Origin of the sequence: Streptomonospora nanhaiensis, from assembly GCF_026642255.1 — a bacterium.
Lineage (GTDB): Bacteria > Actinomycetota > Actinomycetes > Streptosporangiales > Streptosporangiaceae > Nocardiopsis > Nocardiopsis tropica.
Window position 1 is genome coordinate 1889125 of record NZ_CP113264.1, and the last position, 24041, is coordinate 1913165.

Annotated in this window: 23 protein-coding genes; 10 read left to right on the forward strand and 13 right to left on the reverse strand. The window is 73.0% G+C overall.

The window, feature by feature from the left end; all coding sequences use genetic code 11:
• Nucleotides 1-533: 533 nt before the first annotated feature.
• The 4 genes from OUQ99_RS08330 to OUQ99_RS08345 form a co-directional block, all read right to left on the reverse strand.
• Entirely contained in the window at nt 534-1259 is a 726-nt protein-coding gene (locus OUQ99_RS08330; protein WP_267948851.1) for a DUF4191 domain-containing protein, read from the reverse strand.
• A 214-nt stretch (nt 1260-1473) separates the two neighbouring features.
• Nucleotides 1474-2427, reverse strand: coding sequence for a lipoyl synthase (gene lipA, locus OUQ99_RS08335; RefSeq protein ID WP_267948852.1), 954 nt, complete (start codon nt 2425-2427; stop codon nt 1474-1476).
• Between the two features lie 96 nt (nt 2428-2523).
• Nucleotides 2524-3225 carry a lipoyl(octanoyl) transferase LipB gene (gene lipB / locus OUQ99_RS08340; protein ID WP_267948853.1) on the reverse strand — a complete coding sequence of 234 codons (702 nt, stop codon included), beginning with the start codon at nt 3223-3225 and terminating at the stop codon, nt 2524-2526.
• A gap of 9 nt (nt 3226-3234) precedes the next feature.
• Nucleotides 3235-4167, reverse strand: a complete 933-nt coding sequence (locus OUQ99_RS08345) for a TIGR01777 family oxidoreductase (RefSeq protein WP_267948854.1) — start codon at nt 4165-4167, stop codon at nt 3235-3237.
• A gap of 577 nt (nt 4168-4744) precedes the next feature.
• On the opposite strand from OUQ99_RS08345, the gene OUQ99_RS08350 reads away from it, so the two are divergent.
• Nucleotides 4745-5968: an FUSC family protein gene (locus OUQ99_RS08350; protein WP_431061489.1), complete on the forward strand. Its 1224-nt coding sequence runs from the start codon at nt 4745-4747 to the stop codon at nt 5966-5968.
• Between the two features lie 135 nt (nt 5969-6103).
• Nucleotides 6104-7153 (forward strand): glucose 1-dehydrogenase, encoded by a 1050-nt coding sequence (locus OUQ99_RS08355; protein WP_267950300.1) that lies wholly within the window; start codon nt 6104-6106, stop codon nt 7151-7153.
• Between the two features lie 231 nt (nt 7154-7384).
• Here OUQ99_RS08355 and OUQ99_RS08360 read toward each other — a convergent pair whose 3' ends face one another.
• From OUQ99_RS08360 to OUQ99_RS08385, 6 genes are all read right to left on the reverse strand, one after another.
• Nucleotides 7385-7951 carry an NADPH-dependent FMN reductase gene (locus OUQ99_RS08360; RefSeq protein ID WP_267948855.1) on the reverse strand — a complete coding sequence of 189 codons (567 nt, stop codon included), beginning with the start codon at nt 7949-7951 and terminating at the stop codon, nt 7385-7387.
• A 209-nt stretch (nt 7952-8160) separates the two neighbouring features.
• Complete coding sequence (gene sucB, locus OUQ99_RS08365) at nt 8161-9951, reverse strand: 2-oxoglutarate dehydrogenase, E2 component, dihydrolipoamide succinyltransferase (protein WP_267948856.1); 1791 nt, start codon at nt 9949-9951, stop codon at nt 8161-8163.
• Nucleotides 9952-10055: 104 nt separating this feature from the next.
• Nucleotides 10056-11432, reverse strand: a complete 1377-nt coding sequence (lpdA, locus tag OUQ99_RS08370) for a dihydrolipoyl dehydrogenase (protein WP_267948857.1) — start codon at nt 11430-11432, stop codon at nt 10056-10058.
• Nucleotides 11433-11574: 142 nt separating this feature from the next.
• On the reverse strand, nt 11575-13092 hold the full coding sequence (locus OUQ99_RS08375; RefSeq protein ID WP_267948858.1) for a leucyl aminopeptidase: 1518 nt from the start codon (nt 13090-13092) through the stop codon (nt 11575-11577).
• A gap of 306 nt (nt 13093-13398) precedes the next feature.
• Entirely contained in the window at nt 13399-14157 is a 759-nt protein-coding gene (locus tag OUQ99_RS08380) for an adenosylcobinamide-GDP ribazoletransferase (protein WP_267950301.1), read from the reverse strand.
• Nucleotides 14158-14228: 71 nt separating this feature from the next.
• On the reverse strand, nt 14229-15224 hold the full coding sequence (locus OUQ99_RS08385) for a bifunctional adenosylcobinamide kinase/adenosylcobinamide-phosphate guanylyltransferase (RefSeq protein ID WP_267950302.1): 996 nt from the start codon (nt 15222-15224) through the stop codon (nt 14229-14231).
• Nucleotides 15225-15430: 206 nt separating this feature from the next.
• On the opposite strand from OUQ99_RS08385, the gene OUQ99_RS08390 reads away from it, so the two are divergent.
• Entirely contained in the window at nt 15431-15637 is a 207-nt protein-coding gene (locus OUQ99_RS08390; protein WP_267948859.1) for a hypothetical protein, read from the forward strand.
• Nucleotides 15638-15842: 205 nt separating this feature from the next.
• On the opposite strand, the gene OUQ99_RS08395 is transcribed toward OUQ99_RS08390, so the two are convergent.
• Complete coding sequence (locus tag OUQ99_RS08395; RefSeq protein ID WP_267948860.1) at nt 15843-16850, reverse strand: aldo/keto reductase family protein; 1008 nt, start codon at nt 16848-16850, stop codon at nt 15843-15845.
• Between the two features lie 145 nt (nt 16851-16995).
• Nucleotides 16996-17670 carry a DUF3043 domain-containing protein gene (locus OUQ99_RS08400; protein ID WP_267948861.1) on the reverse strand — a complete coding sequence of 225 codons (675 nt, stop codon included), beginning with the start codon at nt 17668-17670 and terminating at the stop codon, nt 16996-16998.
• Between the two features lie 96 nt (nt 17671-17766).
• Between OUQ99_RS08400 and OUQ99_RS08405 the strand changes: the two genes are divergently transcribed.
• The 7 genes from OUQ99_RS08405 (at nt 17767) to rpsD (ending at nt 23544) form a co-directional block, all read left to right on the forward strand.
• Nucleotides 17767-18534, forward strand: coding sequence for a PspA/IM30 family protein (locus tag OUQ99_RS08405; protein WP_267948862.1), 768 nt, complete (start codon nt 17767-17769; stop codon nt 18532-18534).
• Entirely contained in the window at nt 18531-18809 is a 279-nt protein-coding gene (gene pspAA, locus OUQ99_RS08410) for a PspA-associated protein PspAA (protein WP_267948863.1), read from the forward strand. Before OUQ99_RS08405 ends, pspAA begins: the two co-directional genes overlap by 4 nt.
• A 347-nt stretch (nt 18810-19156) precedes the next feature.
• Nucleotides 19157-20080 (forward strand): zinc metalloprotease HtpX, encoded by a 924-nt coding sequence (gene htpX, locus OUQ99_RS08415; protein ID WP_267948864.1) that lies wholly within the window; start codon nt 19157-19159, stop codon nt 20078-20080.
• A 44-nt stretch (nt 20081-20124) separates the two neighbouring features.
• The gene (pspAB, locus tag OUQ99_RS08420; protein WP_267948865.1) at nt 20125-20724 is read left to right on the forward strand and encodes a PspA-associated protein PspAB; all 600 of its coding nucleotides are present in this window, start codon (nt 20125-20127) and stop codon (nt 20722-20724) included.
• 292 nt (nt 20725-21016) lie between these two features.
• Nucleotides 21017-21364, forward strand: coding sequence for a HesB/IscA family protein (locus tag OUQ99_RS08425; RefSeq protein ID WP_267948866.1), 348 nt, complete (start codon nt 21017-21019; stop codon nt 21362-21364).
• A gap of 233 nt (nt 21365-21597) precedes the next feature.
• Nucleotides 21598-22569 carry a carbohydrate kinase family protein gene (locus OUQ99_RS08430; RefSeq protein ID WP_267948867.1) on the forward strand — a complete coding sequence of 324 codons (972 nt, stop codon included), beginning with the start codon at nt 21598-21600 and terminating at the stop codon, nt 22567-22569.
• A 363-nt stretch (nt 22570-22932) separates the two neighbouring features.
• The gene (rpsD, locus tag OUQ99_RS08435) at nt 22933-23544 is read left to right on the forward strand and encodes a 30S ribosomal protein S4 (protein WP_267948868.1); all 612 of its coding nucleotides are present in this window, start codon (nt 22933-22935) and stop codon (nt 23542-23544) included.
• A 176-nt stretch (nt 23545-23720) separates the two neighbouring features.
• Here the strand turns inward: rpsD and OUQ99_RS08440 are convergent, their stop codons facing one another.
• Nucleotides 23721-23969: a sulfurtransferase TusA family protein gene (locus tag OUQ99_RS08440; RefSeq protein WP_267948869.1), complete on the reverse strand. Its 249-nt coding sequence runs from the start codon at nt 23967-23969 to the stop codon at nt 23721-23723.
• Between the last annotated feature and the right edge of the window lie 72 nt (nt 23970-24041).

A 24041-nucleotide genomic window follows, 5' to 3' on the forward strand; every position in this document is an offset into this window, starting at 1 on the left:
CGTTCGCGTCGCCGGGGGCGAGCCCCGTCCGAGGCGGTGCGCGACGGGCCCCTCCGGACCGCCGCCCCGGGCCCGGACGGGTTCGACGTCGGGTCGGACCCGATCGGTGAGGGCGGCGTCTGCCTCGTCCACCTCTTCACCGGCTTCCTCACGGCCGCGTCGGCGGAGGTCCTCCGCAAGGGCGCCGGGAGGCGCCGGGACGTCGGGGGACCGGTCCGACGCCCCCGAAAAGGACGACGGCGTCCGCGTGCGCCTGGACGAGCTTTCGGCCCGACGCGGTACGACCCTCACCGGGCCCGCCGAACGAGTCGGTGGCACCGGCGTCGACCCGTCCGTGCCCGAGAACGACCGGGCGGGGGCGATCCGCTTCCCCACCCGTGCCGCACTGGGCCGGGGGCTCGCCTGCCGGGAGGGGGCCTGCGGGCCGCGCCGGGGCGGGCGGGAAGCGGCACGGCCGCGCACGCGAACGGGGGCCGCCGCACCTGTCGGTGCGACGGCCCCCGTCCCGTGTCCGTGAGAGGCCGGCCGGGTCGCTACCCGCCCATCTGGCCCCGCATGCCCCGGGGCATCTTCGCGCCCTTGGGCATCGGGCCCTTGGGCATCTGCATCTTGGCGGGCAGGGCCTTGAGGCGGTAGTTCAGCTCGGCGGCCCCGGACTTGTCCAGGTTGCGCGGGAGCCTGACCAGCGTGCGCTGGAGCTTGGAGATCGGCACCAGGCCCTCGCCGTTGCCGACCTTGAAGTCGTAGATGGGCGTGTCGTGCGCGACCCGCGCGACCCGCTTCTTCTCCCCGGCGATCAGCGGCTTGAGCCGGCCCGGGTCGCCCTCGCCGACCAGGATCACGCCCGGCCGTCCCACCACGCGGTGGACGACGTCCATCTGCTTGTTGGCGGCCACGCCCGGCTCGACCACCCAGTTGCCGCGCATGTTGTCCAGGATCGCCATACCCGCGCCCAGGCGCCCGTCCAGCATCTTGTACTGGACGCGCTGCGCGGAGCGCGTGAAGATGATGAAACCGGTCAGGAAGGCGACCGGCAGGCCCGTCAGCGGCCACAGGATCCAGGAGCCGGTCCAGATGCCGATGCCGACGAAGACCGCGAGGACGACCACCGCGACACCGACCGCCAGCGGGATGCTGCGGGGACTCTGCTGGTGGACGACCTTGGCGACCATGCCGATCTGCTTGAGCCGACCGGGCTGCTTCTCGGCCCCGCCCTTGGCGGGGGTCGTGGTCTCTGAACCCTTGGGCTTTTTCGCCATCGTGCTCTCAGGCAGCGCGCCGACGCGGTGTCGGCGGGGACGGGGTCCCTGGGCTGCCTTGCCTCCTCTTCGCGGTCGACCTGGGTGCTGCGCCTCACGGCGCCGGCCAGCTGGGCGCCTCTCGCCACCAGGATATGTGGAGGTGCCCCTACATGAGGAACGGTGGCCCGTGGGCCACCGTTCCAGCTTGGTCACGACTCGGGCGAAACGCCCATCAGACGCCGCCCGCCAGGGCGGCGTTCTCGGCGTCGCGCTTCTCGCGGGCCTGCTTGTAGAGGCGGCCTGCGCGGTAGGACGAGCGCACCAGCGGCCCCGACATGACGCCGGCGAAGCCGATCTCCTCGGCCTCCTGGCCCAGTTCCACGAACTCCTCGGGCTTCACCCACCGGTCGATCGGGTGGTGCAGCTTGGAGGGGCGCAGGTACTGGGTGATGGTGAGCAGGTCGCAGCCGGCCTCGTGCAGGTCGCGCATCGCCTCGCTGATCTCCTCACGGGTCTCGCCCATGCCCAGGATCAGGTTCGACTTGGTGACGAGGTCGTCCGCGCGCGCCTCGGTGATGACCCGGAGGGAGCGCTCGTAGCGGAAGCCCGGACGGATGCGCTTGAAGATCCGGGGCACCGTCTCGACGTTGTGCGCCAGCACCTCGGGCCGCGAGCCGAAGACCTCGGCCAGCTGGTCGGGGTCGGCGTTGAAGTCGGGGATGAGCAGCTCGACGCCGGTGTCCGGGTTGAGCTCGTGGATCTTGCGGACCGTCTCGGCGTACAGCCAGGCGCCGCCGTCCTCGAGGTCGTCACGGGCCACACCGGTGATGGTGGCGTAGCGCAGCTCCATCTTCTTCACGGAGTTGGCGACCTTGGTCGGCTCCATCCGGTCCAGGGCGCTGGGCTTGCCCGTGGCGATCTGGCAGAAGTCGCAGCGCCGCGTGCACTGGTCGCCGCCGATGAGGAACGTCGCCTCCCGGTCCTCCCAGCACTCGTAGATGTTGGGGCACCCGGCCTCCTGGCACACCGTGTGCAGGCCCTCGCTCTTGACCAGGGACTGGAGCTCGGTGTATTCGGGCCCCATGTGCGCCTTGATCTTGATCCACGGCGGCTTCTTCTCGATGGGGGTCTCGCTGTTGCGCGCCTCCACGCGCAGCAACCTGCGGCCCTCAGGAGCGATGGTCAACGTGAACCCGTTCCCTTCTGTGCCCCGTGACGGGACCCTCTCGCCCTTCGTGGGGGCGGCTGCGTCCCGGTGGGGACTGGCTCATGGTGTGGTGTGTCATCCACGGGCGGTGGCGCCGAGCAGCTCGGCGCCGTCGGCGTGGCTGTACCCCTCCGCGCCGAGGACGTCCGCCAGGTGCCGTTCCATCCGGGGCCTCACGTCGGCCACGGTCACCTCGCGCCCGAGTTCGGCGGAGAGCGAGGTCACCCCGGCGTCGGTGATTCCGCACGGGACGATCCGGTCGAACCACGACATGTCATTGTTGCAGTTCAGTGCGAGTCCGTGCATACCGACCCCGCGGGCGATCCGGCACCCGATGGCGGCGACCTTGCGCTCGATCAGGCCGCGCCCGGGGTCGGCGTCGAGCCACACCCCGGTCCGCCCCTCCACCCGCCTGCCGGTCAGGCCGTACTCCGCGACGGAGCGGATGACGGCCTCCTCCAGCATGCGCACGTAGGCGATCACGTCCACGGGGTCCGGCATGCGCACGATGGGGTACACCGTCAGCTGGCCGGGGCCGTGCCAGGTGATCTTGCCACCCCGGTCGATGTCCACGACGGGGGCGCCGGGATCAGTGATGGGACGATCCCACCTCCCGGTGCGCTTTCCCGCGGTGTACACGGGCTCGTGTTCCAGGAACAGGACGGTGTCGGCCACCTCATCGGCGACGCGGCCCTCGTGGAGCCGCTTCTGGAGATCCCAGCCCTGGTGGTACGGGACGGGAGCGTCGCCCAGCCATGCGTAAACGAGATCACTCACACAACCACCTTACGCCCCGGCGCGGTGCGCCGGTCGGGCCAGGATGTCGGATAGCGCACTGTCGATGGTGGGCAGCAGGAAGGAATAGCCGGCCCGCTCCAGGCGTTCGGGCGCGGCCCTCAGGTCGATCAGGGAGGTCTCCTCCGCGAAGTCGCCCAGGGTCGCGCGCAGCGCCGTCGCGGGGACCGGGATGACCGTGGGGCGCCGCAGGACCTCCCCCAGGGCCTGGGTGAACGCGGCGTTGCTCACCGGCTCCGGCGAGCACATGTTCACCGGCCCCGTCACCTCCGGGTGCTCCAGCAGGAACCGGATCGCCCCCACCTGGTCGCGCAGCGCGATCCAGCTCATGTACTGCGCCCCCGACCCCAGGCGTCCGCCCAGGCCGGCCCGGTAGAGCGGCAGCAGCGTGCGCAGCAGGCCCCCCGAGCGGTCGAGCACCACCGCCGTGCGCATGTACGCCACGGACAGGCCCGCCTCGAGGGCCGGGGCCGCCGCCTCCTCCCAGGCCTGGCACGTCCGGGCCAGGAAACCCGCGCCCGGAGGGCTCTCCTCGGTGGCCACCCCGCCCCCGGTGTCCCCGTAGTAGTGCATCCCCGACGCCGTCAGCAGCCGCGGGGGAGGGGAGGGCATCCCCGCCAGCGCCCGGGCCAGGGTGCGGGTGCCGCGGACCCGGCTGCGCCGGATGACCGTGCGCCGGTGCCTGGTCCACACGGTGGGTCCGACCGGGGCCCCGGCCAGGTGCACGACGGCGTCGGCCTCGTGCAGGGCCACGGTGTCGACGCGCCCCTGCTCGGGGCGCCACTCCGCCTCCTCCACGTTCGGAGGGGTGCCGCCACGCGGAAGGCGCCGGACCAGGCGCACCACCGTGTGTCCGTCGTCGAGCAGGGACGCGGCCAGCGCCCCGCCGATGAGCCCGGAGGCCCCAGTGATAGCCACTCTCATGCCCAGGGTCTACCCGGAGGATCCCGGACCTCCCGCGGAAGAGGGGGCGGAAGGCCCCGCGGGGCCTCCCAGAAGTTTTCTCGGGCTTTTTCTGCGAAAACGCTGCGGGGAGACCCTCCGCTCTTCTACTTTGAAGGTGGAGCAGGGAACTCCGCGTCATTGCGGAGTCACTGTGGGCGACACGCTGTCGGGCTGGCTGTCGTGGCGCCCGTCCACAGACCTTTGATGATGGGGATCATCAGGGGATGGTGATTGGTGGGGTAGAAAGACGGGGCGGCGCCACAGGCGCCGCCCCGTCCGCCTTTCCCGCCCTCCTCGCGCAGGATTCCTCCGCGCGGCCCCGGAGCCCGCACGGCACGCCGAGGGTAAGGACTGGGCCATGCCCGCCCCCCTGCGGTGTGTCCGCTCCCGTCGCGGGCCCTCGCGGCGGAGCATGGACGCAGTGCCCGTTCGCGCCCAGGGCGTCCAGGACAGGAAGGCGTCGCCATGCTCCACGTCCGTGCCGCCGGGACCCGCCCCCGCGGCGGACCGGTCCCGGATCCCACGACCCCGCCGGCCCCCGGCCCCTGAGGCGGCCGTGAGGAGGACTCCCTCGCCGCTGCGCGCCGGTCGGCGCCGGCTGGCGGTCGCGGCCGAGGACGCCCGGGAACGCGTGACCGTCCACTTCTGGTCGGTGGTCCAGGCCGTCGTGGCCGCGGTGGTGGCGTGGACCGTGGCCGGCGGCCTCGTCCAGGACCACGACCCCTTCTTCGCGCCGATCGCGGCGGTCATCGCGCTCAACACCTCGGGCGGGGAGCGGGGCGCCAACGCGGTCCGGCTGCTCACGGGCGTGGTGTTCGGCATCATCTCCGGCGAGGTCGCGATCGCCCTCACCGGGGGCGGCGGCTACGGCGCGCTCGCACTGGGCGTCGGCCTGGCGATGACGGCCGCCCTGGCGATCGGCGTCCAGCGGATCGTGATCGGCCAGGCGGCGGCCAGCGCGATCCTCACCGTGGTCTTCGCCGTGAACTTCGGGGGAGGGCACGCGGGGCTGGGCCGGCTCACCGACGCGCTCATCGGGGCCGGGGTGGCGCTCGTGTTCAGCCAGCTGCTGTTCCCCGCCAGGCTGGTCGCCATCCTGCGCCGGATCGAGGCGGACGCGCTGACCGAGATGGCCCACATGCTCGACGTCTCCGGCCGCGCGCTGCGGCGGGACGACGAATCCTCCAGCCAGGAGATGGTCACGTGGCTGGGAGACCTGAGCAGGCCGATGGCGGAGCTCAGCCGCGCCAGGGAGAACAGCCGCCACACGGTCCGCCTCTCCACCATCCGGTGGGGCGACCCGGCGCCGGTCCTCGCCGAGGACGAGGTGATCGACCGCCTCATCCTGCTCGGGGAGAGCTGCCTGTTCCTCGCGAGGACCACCGCGGCCATGAGCGAGGACGAGCGCCACGAGCTCGCGCCCGTCGTCAGCCGCATGGCCTCGGTGCTGTACACGCTCGCCGACGACCTCAGCAGCCGCCGGGCGCGCCAGGAGGCGGTGGAGGGGGCCCTCCGGTCCGCCCGGAGGTTCGACGCGCAGGACACGGGCGGCGACCCCGTGACCACCGCCACACACCTGGCGGTCGAGATGGTCGCCACCGACATCATGGTGTTCGCCGGGATCAGGTTCGAGGAGGCCGAGGAGGCGTTGCGGGAGGACGAGGCCGACCTGGAGGTCCCGCATCCCCCGGGGGTCCCGTGGCTGCCGTGGCTGCCGTGGCGTCCGCCCGTGGACAGGTACCGGCACCGCTGGTACTCGTGGCGCCGGCGGCGCCGCTGACCTCCCGGGCGAAGCCTCCACCGTGGCAATAACGCGGACATGAGTCCCCCAACCCGGCTTTCCGGCCGCGGGGCGGGGGCAGTACCCGAGGGCGGGCGCGTGCCGCGCCGTACGCACGACGACAGCGGGGGACTCATGCGGGCTCTGATGGTGACGCCGATGACGGCCGGGTCGGTGACGGTGGACGAGGTCGACCCGCCGGTGCCGGAGGAGGGGGAACTCCTCGTCGACGGCGTGGCGCTGGGAATCTGCGGGACCGACAAGGAGATCGTCGACGGCGAGTACGGCACCGCCCCGCCCGGCCACGACCGCCTCGTCCTGGGGCACGAGTCCCTCGGCCGGGTGCGCGAGGCGCCGCCCGGGTCCGGATTCGCCCCGGGCGACCTGGTGGTCGGCATCGTCCGCAGGCCCGACCCCGTCCCCTGCGGGCCGTGCGCGCACGGGGAGTTCGACATGTGCCGCAACGGCGGGTTCACGGAGCGCGGCATCAAGGAGATCCACGGCTACGGCTCGGAGCAGTGGACCGTCCCGGCCGACTACGCGGTCCGGCTCGACCCGGCGCTGGAGGAGGTCGGCGTCCTGATGGAGCCGACCACGATCGTGGCGAAGGCGTGGGAGCACGTGGAGAGCATCGGACGGCGGGCCTGGTTCGAGCCGCGCACCGCGCTCGTCACCGGCGCCGGGCCCATCGGACTCCTGGCGGCCCTGATCGGGGTCCGGCGCGGCCTCGACGTGCACGTCCTCGACAGGGTCGGGAGCGGCCCCAAGCCGGACCTGGTCGCCGCGCTGGGGGCGACCTACCACACGGGGGGCGTCGCGGAGATCGCCCAGGAGTTCGCGCTCGACGTGATCATCGAGACCACCGGCGCGGAAGCCCTCGTCCTCGACACGGCGGTCCACAACGCCGCCGACGGGATCGTCTGCTACGTCGGCCTCAGCGCCGGCCGCGCCCGCGTCGAGGTGAGCCCCGGCCGCCTGAGCCGGAGGCTGGTCCTGGACAACGACGTGCTCTTCGGCTCGGTCAACGCGAACCGCCGCCACTACGAGCTGGCGGCGCGGCACCTGGCCGCGGCCGACCGGGACTGGCTGCGGGGGCTCATCACCCGCCGGCTCCCGCTCGACCTGGCCCCCCGGGTGTTCGCGGAGCCCGCCGGCGACCAGGTGAAGGTGGTCATCGACCTCTGACCCCGCGCCGGGGCGGGCGCGGACCCGCCCCTCGTCCGCGATCTCGTACTCGTGGCGGGGCTCGGCGCCTCGGGGTCACGTGGTGGCGGCGACGGGGAGCTAGTCGAGCGCCTCGGCCGGGGCGGCCCGCCCCGGGGACCGACGGGGGCGGCCGTCGAGCCCGGCGGCCACCCCGTCCCACCCTGTCCCGCGACCACTCACGGCGTACGGGCAGCGCTTCCGGCCGGCCCGCTAGCCGGGGTAGGGGCGGCGCTCGCGGGCCTCGCGCAGGGCCTGCGCCCACCAGGCCAGCTGGCCCAGCATCCGCTCCACGGCCGCCTCCGCGCCGGACATGTCCACGGCGGGCTCGCCGTCGTCGCCGAACATCGACTGCGCGTTGTGCAGGCTGACGGTGTCCCGGATGGTCGCGGTGTGCAGCTCCGAGAAGACCGAGCGCAGCTGCTCGATCGCCCGCAGGCCGCCGGACATCCCGCCGTAGGAGACGAACCCCACGGCCTTGGCGAACCACTCCCGGCGCGCGGAGTCGATCGCGCTCTTGAGCCCGCCGGGGTAGCCGTGGTTGTACTCCGGTGTGACGACCACGAACCCGTCGGCGGCGTCGACGACCTCCGCCGCATGGGGCGCCATCGGGCCGCCGTGGCCGTCCTCGGGGCCGATGCCGTCCACGTCCAGGAAATCGAACCGCAAGCGGGGGTCGGGGTGCTTCGCCGTGCGCTCCACGAACCACCGCGAGACGGCGGGGCCGGTGCGGCCCCTGCTGTTGCCAGCGAGGATGACCGCGATCCGAAGGTTTTCCATGTGGTCCTCGTCGTCTTCGTGCCTGACGGCCCTGGGCACGCGGGGACCGGCGGCCCCACGGGGATTCGGGCGGAACGGCGTCCGTTCTCTTCCGGGTGACGGGACAACGTTAGGACCTGAACCGCGATTCAGGTCAAATCAGGCGCGCTGGAAACGGAACCGGGCCGGGCGCCGAAGACGGCGCCCGGCCCGGCCGGAACACGCGGATCCTAGGAGAGGCCGAGCTCGCGCTCGAAGTCGCCCTCCTCCAGCCGCTCCCTCACGGTCTGGAGGAAGCGTCCGGCGTCGGCGCTGTCGATCAGGCGGTGGTCGTGGGCCAGCGACAGGTAGACCATCGAGCGCACCGCGATCACCTCGCCGCCCATGGCCGGGTCCTCGACCACGACGGGGCGCTTGACGATCGCGCCGGTGCCGAGGATGGCCACCTGCGGCTGGTTGATGATCGGCGTGCCGAAGAGGGCGCCGGTGCACCCGGTCTCGGCGATGGTGAACGTGCCGCCGCCCAGCTCGTCCGGGCCGAGCCTGCCGGTGTGGGCACGCTCGCTCAGGTCGGTGATCGTGCGGGCGAGCCCGTCCAGGTTCAGCTTGCCCGCGTCCTTCACGACCGGGGCGAGCAGACCGCGCTCGGTGTCCACCGAGACGGCGAGGTTCTCGACGTCGTGGTAGGTCACCTCCTGCTTGTCACCGTCGATGACCGCGTTGAGCTTGGGGTGGGTCCTGAGGGCCTCGACCGCGGCCAGGCCGAAGAACGCGAAGAAGTCCGGGGCGGCCCCGTCCCGCTTGGCGACCTGCTCGCGCAGGCGGGCGATCTTGGTGACGTCCACCTCGATGACCTGCGTGGCCGTCGCGGAGACGTGCAGCGACTCCACCATGTGGTCCGCGATGGACTGGCGCAGGCGGGTCAGCTTCTCGGTCCGGCCGCGCAGGGAGGTGTCGGCGGCGACCTTGCGGGGAGCCGAGGAGGGCGCCGCGGGGGCGGCGGCGCGCGCGGCGGCGGCCTTCTGCTCCTCCGCCGCCTTGAGCACGTCCTGCTTGCGGATGCGGCCGCCCACGCCCGTGCCGCTCACCCGGCCCAGGTCCACGCGGTGCTCGGACGCGAGCTTGCGCACCAGCGGCGTCACGTACGCCTCGGTGACGGCGTCGGTGCCGGAGGCCCGGCCGGTGCCGCTGAGGGTCTCGATGTCCACGGAGGGGCCGTCGTCCGCCGAGTCCGCGCGCGCGGCGGGGGCCGGCTCGGGCTCCGGCTTCGCTTCGGCCTTCGGCTCCGGGGCGGGCTCGGGCTTCGCTTCGGCCTTCGGCTCCGGCGTGGGCTCGGCCTGAGGGGGCGCGGGCGCCTCGGAGGCGGAGGGCGCCTCGCCCCCGGTGCCGCCGATGACGGCGATCTCGGCGCCGATCTCCACGGTCTCGTCCTCGTCCACCAGGATCTTGGTGAGTACACCGGCGACCGGGGACGGGATCTCGGTGTCCACCTTGTCGGTGGAGACCTCGAGGAGCGGCTCGTCCACCTCGACGGTGTCGCCCACGTTCTTGAGCCACTGGGTGACGGTCCCCTCGGTGACGCTCTCACCCAGGGCGGGCATGGTCACCGACGTGGTGGGTCCGTCGGAGGACGGGGCGGACGCGGCGGGGGACGCGGCCGGCTCGGGCTCGGCGGCGGCCTCGGGCTCCGGGGCGGCCTCCGGCTCGGGCTCCGGCTCCGGCTCCGCCTCGGGCCGGGCGGTCTCGGCGGCGGGCGCGGACCCGGCCTCGTCGGTGCTCTCGCCTTCGCCGCCGATGACGGCGATCTCGGCGCCGATCTCCACGGTCTCGTCCTCGTCCACCAGGATCTTGGTGAGTACACCGGCGACCGGGGACGGGATCTCGGTGTCCACCTTGTCGGTGGAGACCTCAAGGAGCGGCTCGTCTACCTCGACGGTGTCGCCCACGTTCTTGAGCCACTGGGTGACGGTCCCCTCGGTGACGCTCTCACCCAGGGCGGGCATGGAAACGGAAGTCGGCATGGGTTCCTCGTTGGATCTGGGCGCGGTCTCTGCCCAACCCCTTGACTGGGCAGCGCGGATGTGTGCGGGGGCGGGCCGTGTGGGCCCGCCCCCGGGTGGTGCGGTCAGTCGTGGACGTGCAGCGGCTTGCCGGCCAGGGCCAGATGCGCCTCGCCCAGCGCCTCGGACTGGCTCGGGTGCGGGTGGATGAGCTGGGCCACCTCGGAGGGCAGCGCCTCCCAGTTGTAGATGAGCTGACCCTCGGCGATCAGCTCGCCGACGCGGCTGCCGACCATGTGGACGCCCAGCACCGGCCCGTCCTTCTCGGCGATGACCTTGATCGCGCCGGAGGTCTGGAGGATCTGGCTCTTGCCGTTGCCCGCCAGGTTGTAGTTCATCTCCACGATGTCGTGGCCGCGCTCCTTGGCCACCGCGGAGGTGAGGCCCACCGAGGCGACCTCGGGCTCACAGTACGTGACCCGGGGCACACCGTCGTAGTCGATCGCGGGCGGGTTCTGCCCGGCGATGTGCTCGGCGACGAAGATGCCCTCGGCGAAGCCGACGTGGGCGAGCTGGAGGGTGGGGATGAGGTCGCCCACGGCGTAGACGCCGCCGACGCCGGTGTGCAGGTTCTCGTCGACCTGGACGAAGCCGCGCTCCAGGGTGATCCCCTGCTCCTCGTAGCCCAGGCCCTCCGAGACGGGGCCGCGGCCGATGGCGACCAGCAGCACCTCGGCGTCGAGGGTCTTGCCGCCCTTGAGGGTGACCGTCACGCCGGAGTCGGTGGTCTTGACCGACTCGAACGGGGTGCCGAGCTCGTACTTGATCTTGCGCTTGCGGAAGGCGCGCTCCAGCAGCTTGGAGCTCGACTCCTCCTCGACCGGCACCAGGTGCGGCAGGGCCTCGACGATGGTGACGTCGGCGCCGTAGGAACGCCACACGCTGGCGAACTCCACGCCGATCACGCCGCCGCCCAGGACGATGACGGACTCGGGGACCCGGCCCAGGTCGAGGGCCTGGTCGCTGGTCATGACCTTCTCGCCGTCGATCTCCAGGCCCAGGGTCTTGGGCTTGGAGCCGGTGGCCAGGACGATGTTGCGGCCCTTGTACACCGTGTCGCCGACGGTCACCTCGTCCTTGCCGGTGAGCTTGCCCTCGCCCTCGACGACGGTGATCTTGCGGGACTTGACGAGGCCGGTCAGGCCCTTGAAGAGGCCGCCGATCACCTTGTCCTTGTACTTGTGCACGGCCTCGATGTCGATGCCCTCGAAGCTGGCCTTCACGCCGAAGGCCTCGCTCTCCTTGGCGGAGTCGGCGACCTCGGCGGAGTGCAGGAGGGCCTTGGTGGGGATGCAGCCGCGGTGCAGGCACGTGCCGCCGAGCTTGTCCTTCTCGATCAGGACGACGCTCATGTCCAGCTCGGCGGCGCGGAGCGCTGCCGCGTAGCCGCCGCTGCCGCCGCCAAGGACGACGAGGTCGAAGGTGCCGCCGTTCTCACTCACGGGAACGAACTCCTAGTTGTGGTGGCTGGTGTGGGTGGTGGATCCGCGGGTGGCGCCCACAGAGGGGGGAGGGTGTCGGCGACCGCGGTGGCCGCGCGCGGGCGGTGTCCCGGCTCACCGGGACCGGACCCGCGCACGGTGACTACTCGGCGTACTCCTCGGCGATGCGGACCAGGGTGCGGGTTCCCGCGCCGGTGCCGCCCTTCGGGGTGTGGCCGTGCGGACCGCCCTGGTTGAAGGACGGGCCCGCGATGTCGAGGTGCGCCCACTTGACGCCCTCGCCGATGAACTCCTGGAGGAAGACGCCCGCCGAGAGCATGCCGCCCCAGCGCTCGCCCGCCACGTTCGCGATGTCGGCGACCGCGGAGTCGAGCCCCGCCCGCAGCTCGTAGGGGAGCGGCATCGGCCAGGAGGCCTCGCCCTCCGCCCCGGCCGCGGCGACGACCGCCTCGCGCACGTCGTCGTCGTTGGCCATGACCGCGAACACCCGGGTGCCGAGCGCGACCAGCTGCGCGCCGGTCAGCGTGGCGATGTCCACGACCAGGTCGGGCTGGTCCTCCTGGGCCCGGACCAGGGCGTCCGCCATGACCAGACGGCCCTCGGCGTCGGTGTTGAGGACCTCGACGGTCTTGCCGCCGTAGATGCTCAGCACGTCGGAGGGGCGCTGGGCGGTGCCGCTGGGCATGTTCTCCGCCACGGCCAGGTAGCCGACGACGTTGACCTTCAGGCCCAGGGTGGAGATGGCGCGCATGGCGGCGAGCACGGAGGCGGCGCCGGCCATGTCGGACTTCATCCAGTCCATCGAGCCCGCGGGCTTGAGGGAGAGGCCGCCCGAGTCGAAGGTGATGCCCTTGCCGACGAAGGCGACGGTCCTGGTCGCCTCCGGGTGGCTGTGGGCGAGGCGGACCAGGCGGGGCGGGTTGGACGAGCCCTGGCCGACGCCGGTCAGGCCGCCGTAGCCGCCCTCGGACAGGGCCCGCTCGTCCAGGACCTCGATCTGGAGGCCGGCCTGCTGGGCGATCTCCTGGGCGGCGGCGGCCAGGTCCTCGGGGACCAGGTCGGCCGGGGCGGTGTTGACCAGGTCGCGCGTGAAGTTGACGGCCTCGGCCATGACCGCGGCGCGCTCGACGGCCGCGTCCGCGCCCGGCGCGGAGCTGGCCAGGACCAGGGAGCCGGCGGCGCGGCCCTCGGCCTGCTCGCGGGCCTCGTCACCGGTGCGGTACCGGTCGAAGACGTAGGTTCCGAGCTGGGCTCCGAGGGCGACGGCCCCGGCCTCGGCGGCGCTCCCGGCGGGCAGGGCCAGGACCACGCGGCCGGTGCCCCCGGGGCGCGAGGCGAGCGACCGCAGGGCGGCGCCCGCGGCGCGGGACAGGACGTCGGGGTCGACGGGGCCCTCGGCGGGCGCCGGGCCGAGACCGACCGCGACGACGACCGGGGCCCTGACGGCTCCGAGGGAGGCAATGGTGTGCACCTCCTCGGGTGCGCCGCTCGCTCCCAGGAGCGACAGGGTCGGGGCGAGGCCGCCCGAGAAGGCGGCGTCGACGTCATGCGCGCCCGACGCGGGTTCCGGAGCGTCGCCTCCGGAGTGGTAGCCGACGACAACCGCGTCGGCGTCGAGCGAACTGGGGGACTCCGTGTTTACTGCCAACGACGTGCTCACACCCCCGATGCTAGTCGCCTCCCGCGCCGGGCGGGGACGCGGCACCCCGGCTCCCCAGGGGGTCTGACGCCGCGCTCCGCGCGACCGGGGGCGGGGGGTGTTCCCGGGGGCGGCCCCGGCCCGCCCGCGCGGGGAGGGGGCCCCTGGTCGCCCACCGGGGGCGTCGCACGCCCGCTCCCAGGGGCCCGCGCCTGCCCGTGCCGGAGGGCCGTGAAACTCCGTGTGAAAAAATGTGACGATGGCGACATCCCGCCACCGGAGGCGACCGCACGGCAGTGAACCCCCTGGTGGGAACCGTGCCCGGCCTCACACCCACGCGGTCGCCGCGGCCGCCGCCACCAGCGCCGCGGTCGAGGCCGTCTCCACCAGGGCGCCCAGGACGTCGCCGGTGATCCCGCCGAGGCGCCGCACCGCCCGGCGCAGCAGCGCCCCGGCGGCGACCAGGCCCGCCGCCGCCGCGAGGGCGTGGGCCGCGGCCAGGGCAGGCGCCTGCACCGCCCCCGTGAGGCAGAGGGCGGCGACGAACGCCACGGCCGCCGCCGCACGCGGCCCGCGCACCGTCCCCGCCACGAAGGCCCCCAGGCCCTCGGGCCGCGCCGGCGGCACCCGGGGGACGCACGCCAGCGTCGCCGCCAGCCGTCCCGTCGCGCCCGCGACGGCGGCCCCGGACAGGGCGGCCCAGGGCGAGGCCGCCACCAGCTGTCCCAGCGCCAGGGCCTGTGCCGCCGTCGCCACCACGACCGACACCACGCCGAACGGTCCGATGTCGGACCGCCGCATCACCTCCAGCGCCCCCTCCGCCGGCCTGCCGCTCCCCAGCCCGTCCGCCAGGTCGGCCAGCCCGTCCAGGTGCAGCCCCCGCGTCGCGAGCGCGCCCAGGCCCACGGCGAGCACCGCCGCCAGGGAGGGGGCCAGGCCGGCCCAGGCGCCGGCCGCCGCGACCGCGCCGGAGAGGAGGCCCAGGGCCGCGCCGACCACGGGCGCCCACGCCATCGCCCAGCCGGCGGCCGCCCGGTCCACCCGCCCCGCCCGCACGGGGAAGGCGGTGAACGTGCCCAGGGCCATCCGGGCCCCCGCGAGCACGTCGGCCGCGGCCGGGCCCGCGGAGGGGGGACCGCCCTCCGTCGGCCCGCCCGTCAAGGCAGTTCCAGGACGCGGCCGGCCGTCACGAGGACCACGTCCTCGGACTCTGCTCCCACACACTGGTTCAGCCGGCCGAGGTGGTCGCGGAAGAGCCGCCCGGAACGGGTCGCGGGCACCACCCCCGACCCCGCCTCGTTGGTGACGGCCACGACGTAGGCCCGGGTCCCGCGCCAGGCCTCCAGCAGGTCCCGGACCGCCGCCTCCACCCGCTCCTCGGCGTCGGGGGGCGGCGCCTCGTCCCACAGCCCCGCCCCGTCCATCACCCGGGTCAGCCAGGTGCCGAGGCAGTCGACCAGGACCGCTCCCCCCGCCCGCCGGAGCAGCGGGGCCAGGTCGGCGGTCTGCTCGGTCCGCCACCACCAGGGGCGGCGGCGCACGTGCCTGTCCACCCGGTCGGCCCACTCGGGGTCCTCGGACGGGTCCGGCTCCGGCCCGGTCGCCGCGTACAGCACCCTCGGCTCCGCGAGCAGGCGCAGCTCCGCCTCCGTCGACTTCCCCGAGCGGGCGCCGCCGGTGACCAGGGTCCGGTGCGGCCCCTGCGGGCGCGGCTCCGGCCACACGGACGGCGGGCACGACATGACCTGGCCGTCTCCGGGGGCCAGGGCGCCCCACAGCCGCGCGCGCCGGGCGAACTCCTGCGGCGAGGGGATCCGGTGGTCGCCGCCCACGGCCACGACGGCGGTGGTCACCCCGATCACCCCCGAGCGCCGCAGCTCGCCGATGACCTCCGGGCGCCGCGCGGCGTCCACGACGACCATGTCCACCTGCTGTTCGGGCCGTGCCGAGGAGTAGCCGGAGAGCCCCTCCGCCCGTGCCTCCACCGGGGGGCCGCCGGGCAGCGGGCCCGGGCCCGACCGGGCGTAGAGCAGCCTGCCGCCGTCGGCGGCCTCGACCAGGCAGCCGTCCGGCGTCGCGGACACGGTGTATCCCGGGGGCACGGGGCCGACCGCGCCCGCCTCGCGGACGCGGAAGCGGTCGTCGACGGTCACCCGCACGGGCAGGCGGCGTTCGGCCAGGGCCTTGTTGCAGGAGGAGCAGGTGCACTGCGGTGCGGGCCAGCCCGCGGGACCCGCCGTCCCCTGAAATCGGATACGCACCGGAAAAGTAAACAGCATGCCGGACCGCGCCTTGGTTAAGCTCGGCACAGGATCACGGTGACCACCACCGCGGCCTGCGTGACGAAGGGCGGTCGAACATGGCGTGGACCTGGCGGTACTTCGAGGCCGACGGCGCCGACCCTCTGGCGGAGGACCTGCCGTCCGAGTCGTTCACCTCGCGTGGCGACGCGGAGAGCTGGCTGGGGGAGAACTGGCAGGAGCTCGCCGAGGGGGGCGTCGGCCGCGTCGCCCTCCTGGAGGACGACCGGGAGGTCTACGCGATGGCCCTGGAGCCCGTCGAGTAGGGCGCCCGCGCCGCGCGCGGCGGGTCCGGCGCCCCGGCCCGGGCGCCGGACGCGCTCCGGCGGGGGAGCGCCCGCCGCCCCCGCGGGCGCGACGGGCGGAGCCCCGGAAGGCGGGCCCGGCACGTGGTCGTGCGGCGCACCCGTCCACAGCCCGGGCCAGTGACCGGACGACAGCCCGGTCACGGGCCCGGGGCCGGACGCCGGGCTAGATGCCGTGGACGTCCTCGGGGCTCTTCGTCAGCGCGGGGTCGCGCTGGACGCTGTCGCCGAGGACCTCGTCGATCCGCTCCAGCAGGTCCGCGTCGAGCCGGACCCCCGCGGCCTTCACGTTGCCCTCGACCTGCTCGGGGCGTGAGGCGCCGATGATCGCCGACGACACGTTCGGGTTCTGGAGGACCCAGGCCAGGGACAGCTGCGCCAGGGTCAGGCCCGCCTCGGCCGCCAGCGGCTCCAGCCGCTGGACCCGCTCCAGCAGGACCTGGTCGCCGACCTTGTCGGCGATGGCCTGCTTGATCTTGGGATCGGTCGCGCGCGAGCCCTCCGGCAGGTCCTGGCCCGGCTTGTACTTGCCGCTCAGGACGCCTCCCGCCAGGGGCGACCACACGATCTGGCCGATGCCCTCGCGCTCGCAGACCGGGACGACCTCGGACTCCACGACCCGCCACACCATGTTGTACTGCGGCTGGCTGGAGACGATCCGGTCGAAGCCCATCTCGTCGGCGATCCTCAGCGCCTGCTCGATCTCGTCCGCGCGCCACTCCGAGACGCCGATGTAGAGGACCTTGCCCTGGCGGACCAGGTCCTCGAACGCCCGCATCGTCTCCTCCAGGGGGGTGGAGTAGTCGAACCGGTGCGCCTGGTACAGGTCCAGGTAGTCGGTCCCGAGGCGGCGCAGGGAGTCCTCGGCGCCGCGGAGGACGTGCTTGCGGGAGAGGCCGCGGTCGTTCCTGCCGTCGCCCATGGGCCAGTAGACCTTGGAGAAGATCTCGAGGCCGTCCCGGCGCTCGCCCTTCAGCGCCCGGCCGAGCACCTCCTCGGCCTTGCCCCTGGCGTACACGTCCGCGGTGTCGAACGTGGTGATGCCCGCGTCCAGGGCCGCGCGGACACAGGCCGCGGCCGTGTCCTCCTCCACCTGGGAGCCGTGGGTGAGCCAGTTCCCGTAGGCGATCTCGCTGACCATGAGACCGCTGTTGCCTAGATGCCGAAAGTCCATGGGCAGCACTCTAGTGGGGGATCGTGCCGATTTGTCAGGAATGTAACGGCATGACTGGGACCGCTCCCGAGCCGGGGAGGAGTGAAGGGCCGGTGCGGACACCGGCCCTACTCACGTGGCGCGGGGGGCGGGGAGGCGCGGGGAGTCAGCGCGCGCCGCGGGGCGTCGGGTCCTCGCCGACCTTGATCCGCGGCTTGGGCAGGCGCAGGCGGCGGAACTGCAGCTGGCGCATGGCCGCGTACATCCCGATGCCCCGGATGGCGGTGTCGTCGGGGAAGTACTCCAGGGCGCGCTTCTTGACGGCGCGGCCCACCAGGACGCCCTCGGCGATGATCGTCACCATCATCAGCGGCCAGGCCACGTAGGCCACGCCGACCTGGAAGAGCGGGTTGTTGATGAACAGCAGGGCGATGATGACGATCGAGAACGGCAGGAAGAACTCGCTGGCGCTGCGGCGCGAGTCGATGTAGTCGCGGGCGAACGCGCGGGCCTCGCCCAGGTCCTGCTGGCGGTAGTAGCGGGCCTCGTCCTTGGGCACGCCCTTGAGGCCGCCGGAACTCCGGACGGTCTGGCCGCGTTGACGGTCGAGACGGTCCCGGTAGGCGCGGTAGGCCTCCTTACGGCTCTCGGGGGCCTTCACCGGCTTGCGGGGGATCGTCTCGGATTCCCTGCGCTTTGGGGTGGGGACACCCTTCTTGGGGGTGTATCCCTTAGGTTGGGTGGCCTCAGTGGCCTCGGGGCTGGCGGATTCGGAAGAGTGCGAATCCGTGGCTGCGGAAGCGGAGCGACGTCGGAACACACCCACAGGGTAGCCGGTCATAGCTTTATGGCGACCGCGGGCCAGACCGCGTAGGGTTGGGCAAAGCGCCCGCTGGGAACAGCCGATGTACGCACCGAGAAGGGGACGGCCACGCCGATGAGCGTGTTTCAGCGACTTTCGATGATCTTCAAATCCAAGGCCAACAAGGCCTTGGACTCGGTCGAGGACCCCAGGGAAACCCTCGACTACTCGTACCAGAAACAGCTCGAACTCCTGCAGAAGGTCCGTCGTGGGGTGGCGGACGTCGCGACCTCCCGCAAGCGGGTCGAGCTCCAGATCCAGCAGCTGGAGCAGCAGTCCGGCAAGCTGGAGAACCAGGGCCGGGCGGCCCTGACCCAGGGCCGCGAGGACCTCGCCCGCGAGGCCCTCACCCGCCGCTCCGGCCTGGCCACGCAGATCGAGGGCCTGCGCGAGCAGCACGCCAACCTCCAGGGCGAGGAGCAGAAGCTCACGCTGGCGGCCCAGCGCCTCCAGGCCAAGGTGGACGCCTTCCGCACGCGCAAGGAGACCATCAAGGCGACGTACACCGCCGCCCAGGCCCAGACGCAGATCAGCGAGGCCTTCTCCGGCATCTCCGAGGAGATGGGCGACGTCGGCATGGCGGTCCAGCGTGCCGAGGACAAGACCGCCGAGATGCAGGCCCGCGCCGGCGCCGTCGACGAACTGCTCGCCTCCGGCGCGCTCGACGACGTCACCGGCACCGCCAAGGACGACATCCAGAGCGAGCTCGACCGGATGGCCAGCACCACCGGCGTCGAGGCCGAGCTGGAGCGCATGAAGATGGAGCTCGGCGGCGGCAGCTCCACCCCTCAGATCGAGGGCGGGAACGGCGCCGGCAGCACCGGGAACCGGGAGGGCTCGTGATCGTCCGCATCATGGGTGAGGGCCAGGTCGACCTGACCGAGGCCGACCTGCAACTGCTCAACTCCTTCGACTCCGCGCTGGAGTCGGCGATCGAGTCGGGTGACGAGGAGACGTTCCGCCAGGCCCTGCACGACCTTCTCGCGAAGGTCCGGGAGGACGGCAGGCCGCTGCCCCCCGACGCCCTGGAGCCGTCCGAGTTCATCCTTCCGCACGCCGACGCCAGCATGGAAGAGGTGCGGCAGATGCTCCAGGACGACGGGCTCATCCCCGGCTAGGACCGGTCCTCTCCGTCCGCGCACACCGCATCCGTCCAGGTGTGCGCCGGACAGGGGCAGCGGGATCCGACAGGCCCGGCCACGGCCGGTCGGAACCGCGCTCGGTGCCTGCGCGCGCGTGTTTTCGCCGAGGCCGCCGTGACACCGTCACGGCGGCCTCGGCGTGTGCGGGGGCCGGTGTGCGACGGAACACCCCGCTCCCGACCGCCCCGGTGGAACCCGGCACCCCCGGGTCCCCGTTGACCGGAGAGGGGGACGCACCGTGGGGGACACGCTGTACACCGCTTTGACCCCTTTCTCACCTGTGCGAACTACACTCCGAGACAGTCGGGGGAGAGGAGTGCGGCATGGCTGGTTCCAAGTTCAGGCCGGACCGCGGGCTCACCACCCGGATGGTGACGACCATGGGCCTCCTGGCCCTGGTGTACGCGGCCTTCGTGGTCGGACTGGTCCTGGTGGGGCTCAACGTGTGGCTCGTGGTCCTCCTCGTCGCCGGGTTCGCGCTCTTCAGCTACTTCGCCTCCGACAAGATCGCCATGTTCTCCATGGGGGCCAAGGAGGTCACGCCCCAGCAGGCGCCCGAGCTGCACGCCGTGGTCGACCGGCTGTGCGCCATGGCCGACATGGCCAAGCCCAGGGTCGGGGTCGCCGACACCGACGTCCCCAACGCCTTCGCCACCGGCCACAACGAGAAGAGCGCGGTCATCTGCGTGACGACCGGCCTCATGCGCCGCCTGGAGGGCCCCGAGCTGGAGGCGGTCGTCGCCCACGAGCTGTCCCACATCGCCCACCGCGACGTCATGGTCATGACCGTCGCCGGGTTCCTCGGCATCGTCGCGGGCTTCCTCACCCAGGCGGGCCTGCGCTTCGCCATGTTCGCCGGGGCGAGCCGCGGCAACAACAACAACGGGCCGGCGCCCGCGGTGGTCGCCCTCCTGGTCGTCCTGGTCAGCGCCGTCGCCTGGGCGCTCAGCTTCCTGCTCACCCGGGCGCTGTCCCGGTACCGGGAGCTCTCGGCCGACCGGGCCGCCGCCTACCTGACCGGGCGCCCCTCCGTGCTGGGGAGCGCCCTCACCAAGATCACCGGCGACATGGCGCGGATCCCGAGCCGCGACCTGCGCCAGGTGGAGCCGTTCAACGCGTTCTTCTTCGCCCCCGCGCTCTCCCGCAAGGGGTTCAGCTTCAGCCGGCTGGTCGCGACCCACCCCCCGGTCGACCAGCGCCTGTCCCAGCTCTCCGAGATCTCCCGGCAGCTCGGACAGGGCCGCTGAGCGGGGTCGCGGCGGGCGCCACCCGACCGACGAGGGAGCACACGATGAGTTTCTGGCGGGCCCTGCTGGGCCGCTCCAAGCCGACCGCACCCGACCTCGACGCCCTCTTCGGCCTGCCCTCGGCGGCCGTCACCCTGCGGGCCGCGGCCGGGTTCCGGCCCACCGGCGCGGGGTCCGTCGCCTTCCGCGCCACCGAGGGCGCGGCCTTCGCCGACCTGGAACGCGACATCACCGCGCTGCTCGACGCCGGCGACGGGCCGCCGGTCGACCAGGTCACCGACGACTACGGCTACACGTGGCTGGTCGTCCGCTCGCACGACCCGGCGGGAGCGGAGGGGGAGGTCGCCGACCCCGACATCACCGGCCTGGTCACCGACCTGCACGCCGTCAACTCCACCCTGGAGGCCAACGGGTACGGACCCTCGCTCCTGTGCTCCCTCGTCGGGTTCACGGACGGGACGCGCTCCCTGGGCCTCGTGTACCTGTACAAGCGCGGGACCTTCTACCCCTTCGCTCCCACCGGCGACGGCCGGCACAGGGACAACGCCCTCGAACTCCAGCTCGAGGCCGCCGTCGGCGACGACCTGCCCCTGGAGCGGGACCGCTCGCGCTGGTTCCCGGTCTACGGCGCGCCGGGACTGTGACCCGGGACGCCATCTCCCGGCGGCACGGACCGCGCCGGGAGATGGCGTCCCGGGGCCGGACAAATTACCCTGGGAGGACGAGCACACCCGTGCTTCGCCGGAACCTCCCCCACGCCAGGGGGCACTGGGGAACGGTGGCAGGGAGAACACAGCGGCGGCACGGCGGAATGCCGGACCGGCCCCGGGCGTTGGGACCCGTTGAAGAGGACAGGACCCGCCGCGGCGGGCCGGTCCCCCAAGCGACCAGGGGTCGCCAGGCAGCCGCAACCCCTTTTCAGAGGAGCTTTACAACATGACGGTTCAGAGCGAGGTCACCGAGGGGATCAACCTCACCGACGAGGCGTCCGGCAAGGTCAGGGCGCTTCTGGAGCAGGAGGGCCGGGACGACCTCCGTCTCCGTGTGGCCGTCCAGCCCGGTGGTTGCTCGGGGCTGCGTTACCAGCTCTACTTCGACGAGCGCGACCTGGACGGGGACGTGGTCACCGACTTCGGCGGCGTCGAGGTCGTCACCGACCGGATGAGCTCCCCCTACCTCGTCGGCGCCACGATCGACTTCGTGGACACCATCGAGAAGCAGGGGTTCACGATCGACAACCCCAACGCCACGGGTTCCTGCGCCTGCGGCGACTCCTTCAACTAGGGGGTACGCCCCCGCCGCCGGCCGCGGCGGGCGGCGGGGCACCGGGGGAGGGCGGACATCCGTCCTCCCCCTCGTCGTTTCCGCAGCCCCGCGCGGGGAATCCCGATGACGGAACCCCGGCCGGGAGCGGCACTCGGTACCCTGGGTCGGTCCGAAACGGGCACGTCCTCGGCCTGCCCGCACCCGTCCGGTCGCCCCGACCGGACGCCTCCCACCCAAGGAGCCTTCGTCCCGTGCGTATCGCGGTTGCCGGATCCATCGCCACCGACCACCTCATGTCCTTCGAGGGCCGGTTCGCGGAACAGATCATCCCCGACCAGATCCAGCAGTTGTCACTCTCCTTCCTGATCGACGAGCTGGACGTCCGTCGCGGAGGCGTCGCGGCCAACATCTGCTTCGGCATGGGCGGCTTCGGCCTCGCCCCCGTCCTCGTCGGCGCGGCGGGGGCCGACTTCGAGGACTACCGCGCCTGGCTGGACCGCCACGGGGTGGACACGTCCGCCGTGTACATCTCCGAGCTGCGGCACACCGCCCGCTTCATCTGCACCACGGACCGCGACCAGAACCAGATCGCCTCGTTCTACGCGGGCGCCATGGCCGAGGCGCGCAACATCGAGCTCCAGGCGGTCGCGGAGCGGGTCGGCGGGCTCGACCTCGTCCTCATCGGCGCCGACGACCCGCTCGCCATGGTCCGCCACAGCGAGGAGTGCCGCACGCGCGGCATCCCCTTCGCGGCGGACCCCTCCCAGCAGCTGGCCCGGATGGAGGGCCCCGAGGTCCGCACCCTCATCGAGGGGGCGACCTTCCTGTTCGGCAACGAGTACGAGAAGGCCCTCGCGGAGCAGAAGACCGGCTGGTCCGACGCGGACGTCCTGAGCCGGGTCGGCACCCGCGTCACCACCCTCGGGGCCAAGGGCGCCCGCATCGACCGGGAGGGCGAGCCGGCCCTGCACGTCCCCGCGGCCTCGGTCGACAACCTCGTCGACCCCACCGGCATGGGGGACGCCTTCCGCGCGGGCTTCCTGGCCGCCCACTCCTGGGGTCTGTCCCTGGAGCGGGCCGCCCAGGTCGGCAACGCCACCGCCGTGCACTGCCTGGAGGCGGACGGTCCGCAGGAGTACACCATGACCGGCGCCTCCCTGCTGGAGCGCGTGGAGAAGTCGTACGGCGCCGCGGCCGCCGCCGAGGTCCGGCCGTTCGTCTGACCGGGGGTCCCGGGCGCCGTCCCCCGCCCGCGCGGGTCGGGGCGGTGCCCGGGAACCCGTAGAGTAGATAGTCGCGACCCGCACGACCCGATCCGATCCCGGACCGGGCCGCGCCCCGAACGGTCGGCCGTGCGCCCCAGGGCGCCCCGGCCGCCCGCACGGGGAGCCCCGTGCCCGCCGGTGCGCTGAAACGCGTACCGGTTACCTAGCCCAAGCCGTCCGCGCAGGGTCGCCGCGACGGTGGGGAACCCACCCCGGACCCCCGTGCCACGGCACGCGGTCGGGGCTCGGGCGCCGTGAGCGCCTCCCAGATCTAGGCAAGCCTTACCTGGGATTCCCTGATTCACCCTGAAAGGACATTGCATGCGCTACACCGGACCGAAGGTGCGGTTGTCCCGGCGCGCCGGCACCCCGCTGACCCGTAAGGCGGTCAGCTACTTCGAGAAGCGTCCGTACCCGCCCGGTGAGCACGGTCGCCGTGTCCGCCGCAACAGCAGCGACTTCGCCGTCCGTCAGGCGGAGAAGCAGAAGGTGCGCTGGTACTACGACCTGACCGAGAAGCAGCTGGTCAGGATCTACGAGAACGCGAAGAAGCGCTCCGGCCGCACCGGTGAGGAGATGCTCGCCGAGCTGGAGATGCGTCTGGCCACGGTCGTGCTGCGCGCCGGTCTGGCCGCGTCGATCTACGCCGCCCGCCAGTTCATCAACCACGGCCACGTCACCGTGGACGGCAAGAAGGTCGACATCCCGTCGTACCAGGTCAAGCCGGGCCAGATCATCGAGGTTCGGGAGAAGTCCCGCAACATGGTGCCGTTCGTCGAGGCCGCCGAGGGCGTCCACGCGGACGACAAGATCGCCGGCTTCCTCGCGGTGAGCCACAAGGACCTGCGCATCGCGGTCATCGACCGCCCCAAGCGCGAGCAGATCCCGGTGCCCTTCGACGAGCAGCTCGTCGTCGAGTTCTACGCCCGCTAGTCGCGAACCCCGCGCCCTGCGCGCGTCCCCAGGGACGCACCGGGGACCGGAGAGGCCGCGCGGACCCCGTCCGCGCGGCCTCGTCGTGTGCGGGCGCCCTCCCGCGCCGCTCCCGGGAAACACCGGGCGGCGAATCGTTATCGCAACGGGATGGCGGGACGTGCGCCGGAGCCGGTTCAGTACATCCGGCGGATGTGAAACGCGCTACCCCGACCCAGGGGCTCCTCCGCGAGGAACTCGTGCATCTTCATGCGGCACCACGCGGGGATGTCGGCCCGCGCGGCCGGGTCGTCCGCGGTGACCGCGATGACCGACCCGATGGGCACTTCTCCCAGTCTGGCGGCCAGCATGATGATCGGGACGGGGCACTTGCGGCCCACCGCCTCGACCGTGACCAGCGGGGCCTGCGGCGGATACCCGGGCACGGAACACCCCCTGCGCGTCGTCGTCCTGTCCCCACCATCTTGACCCGCCCGGCCCCGTAAGGCGAACCCGGT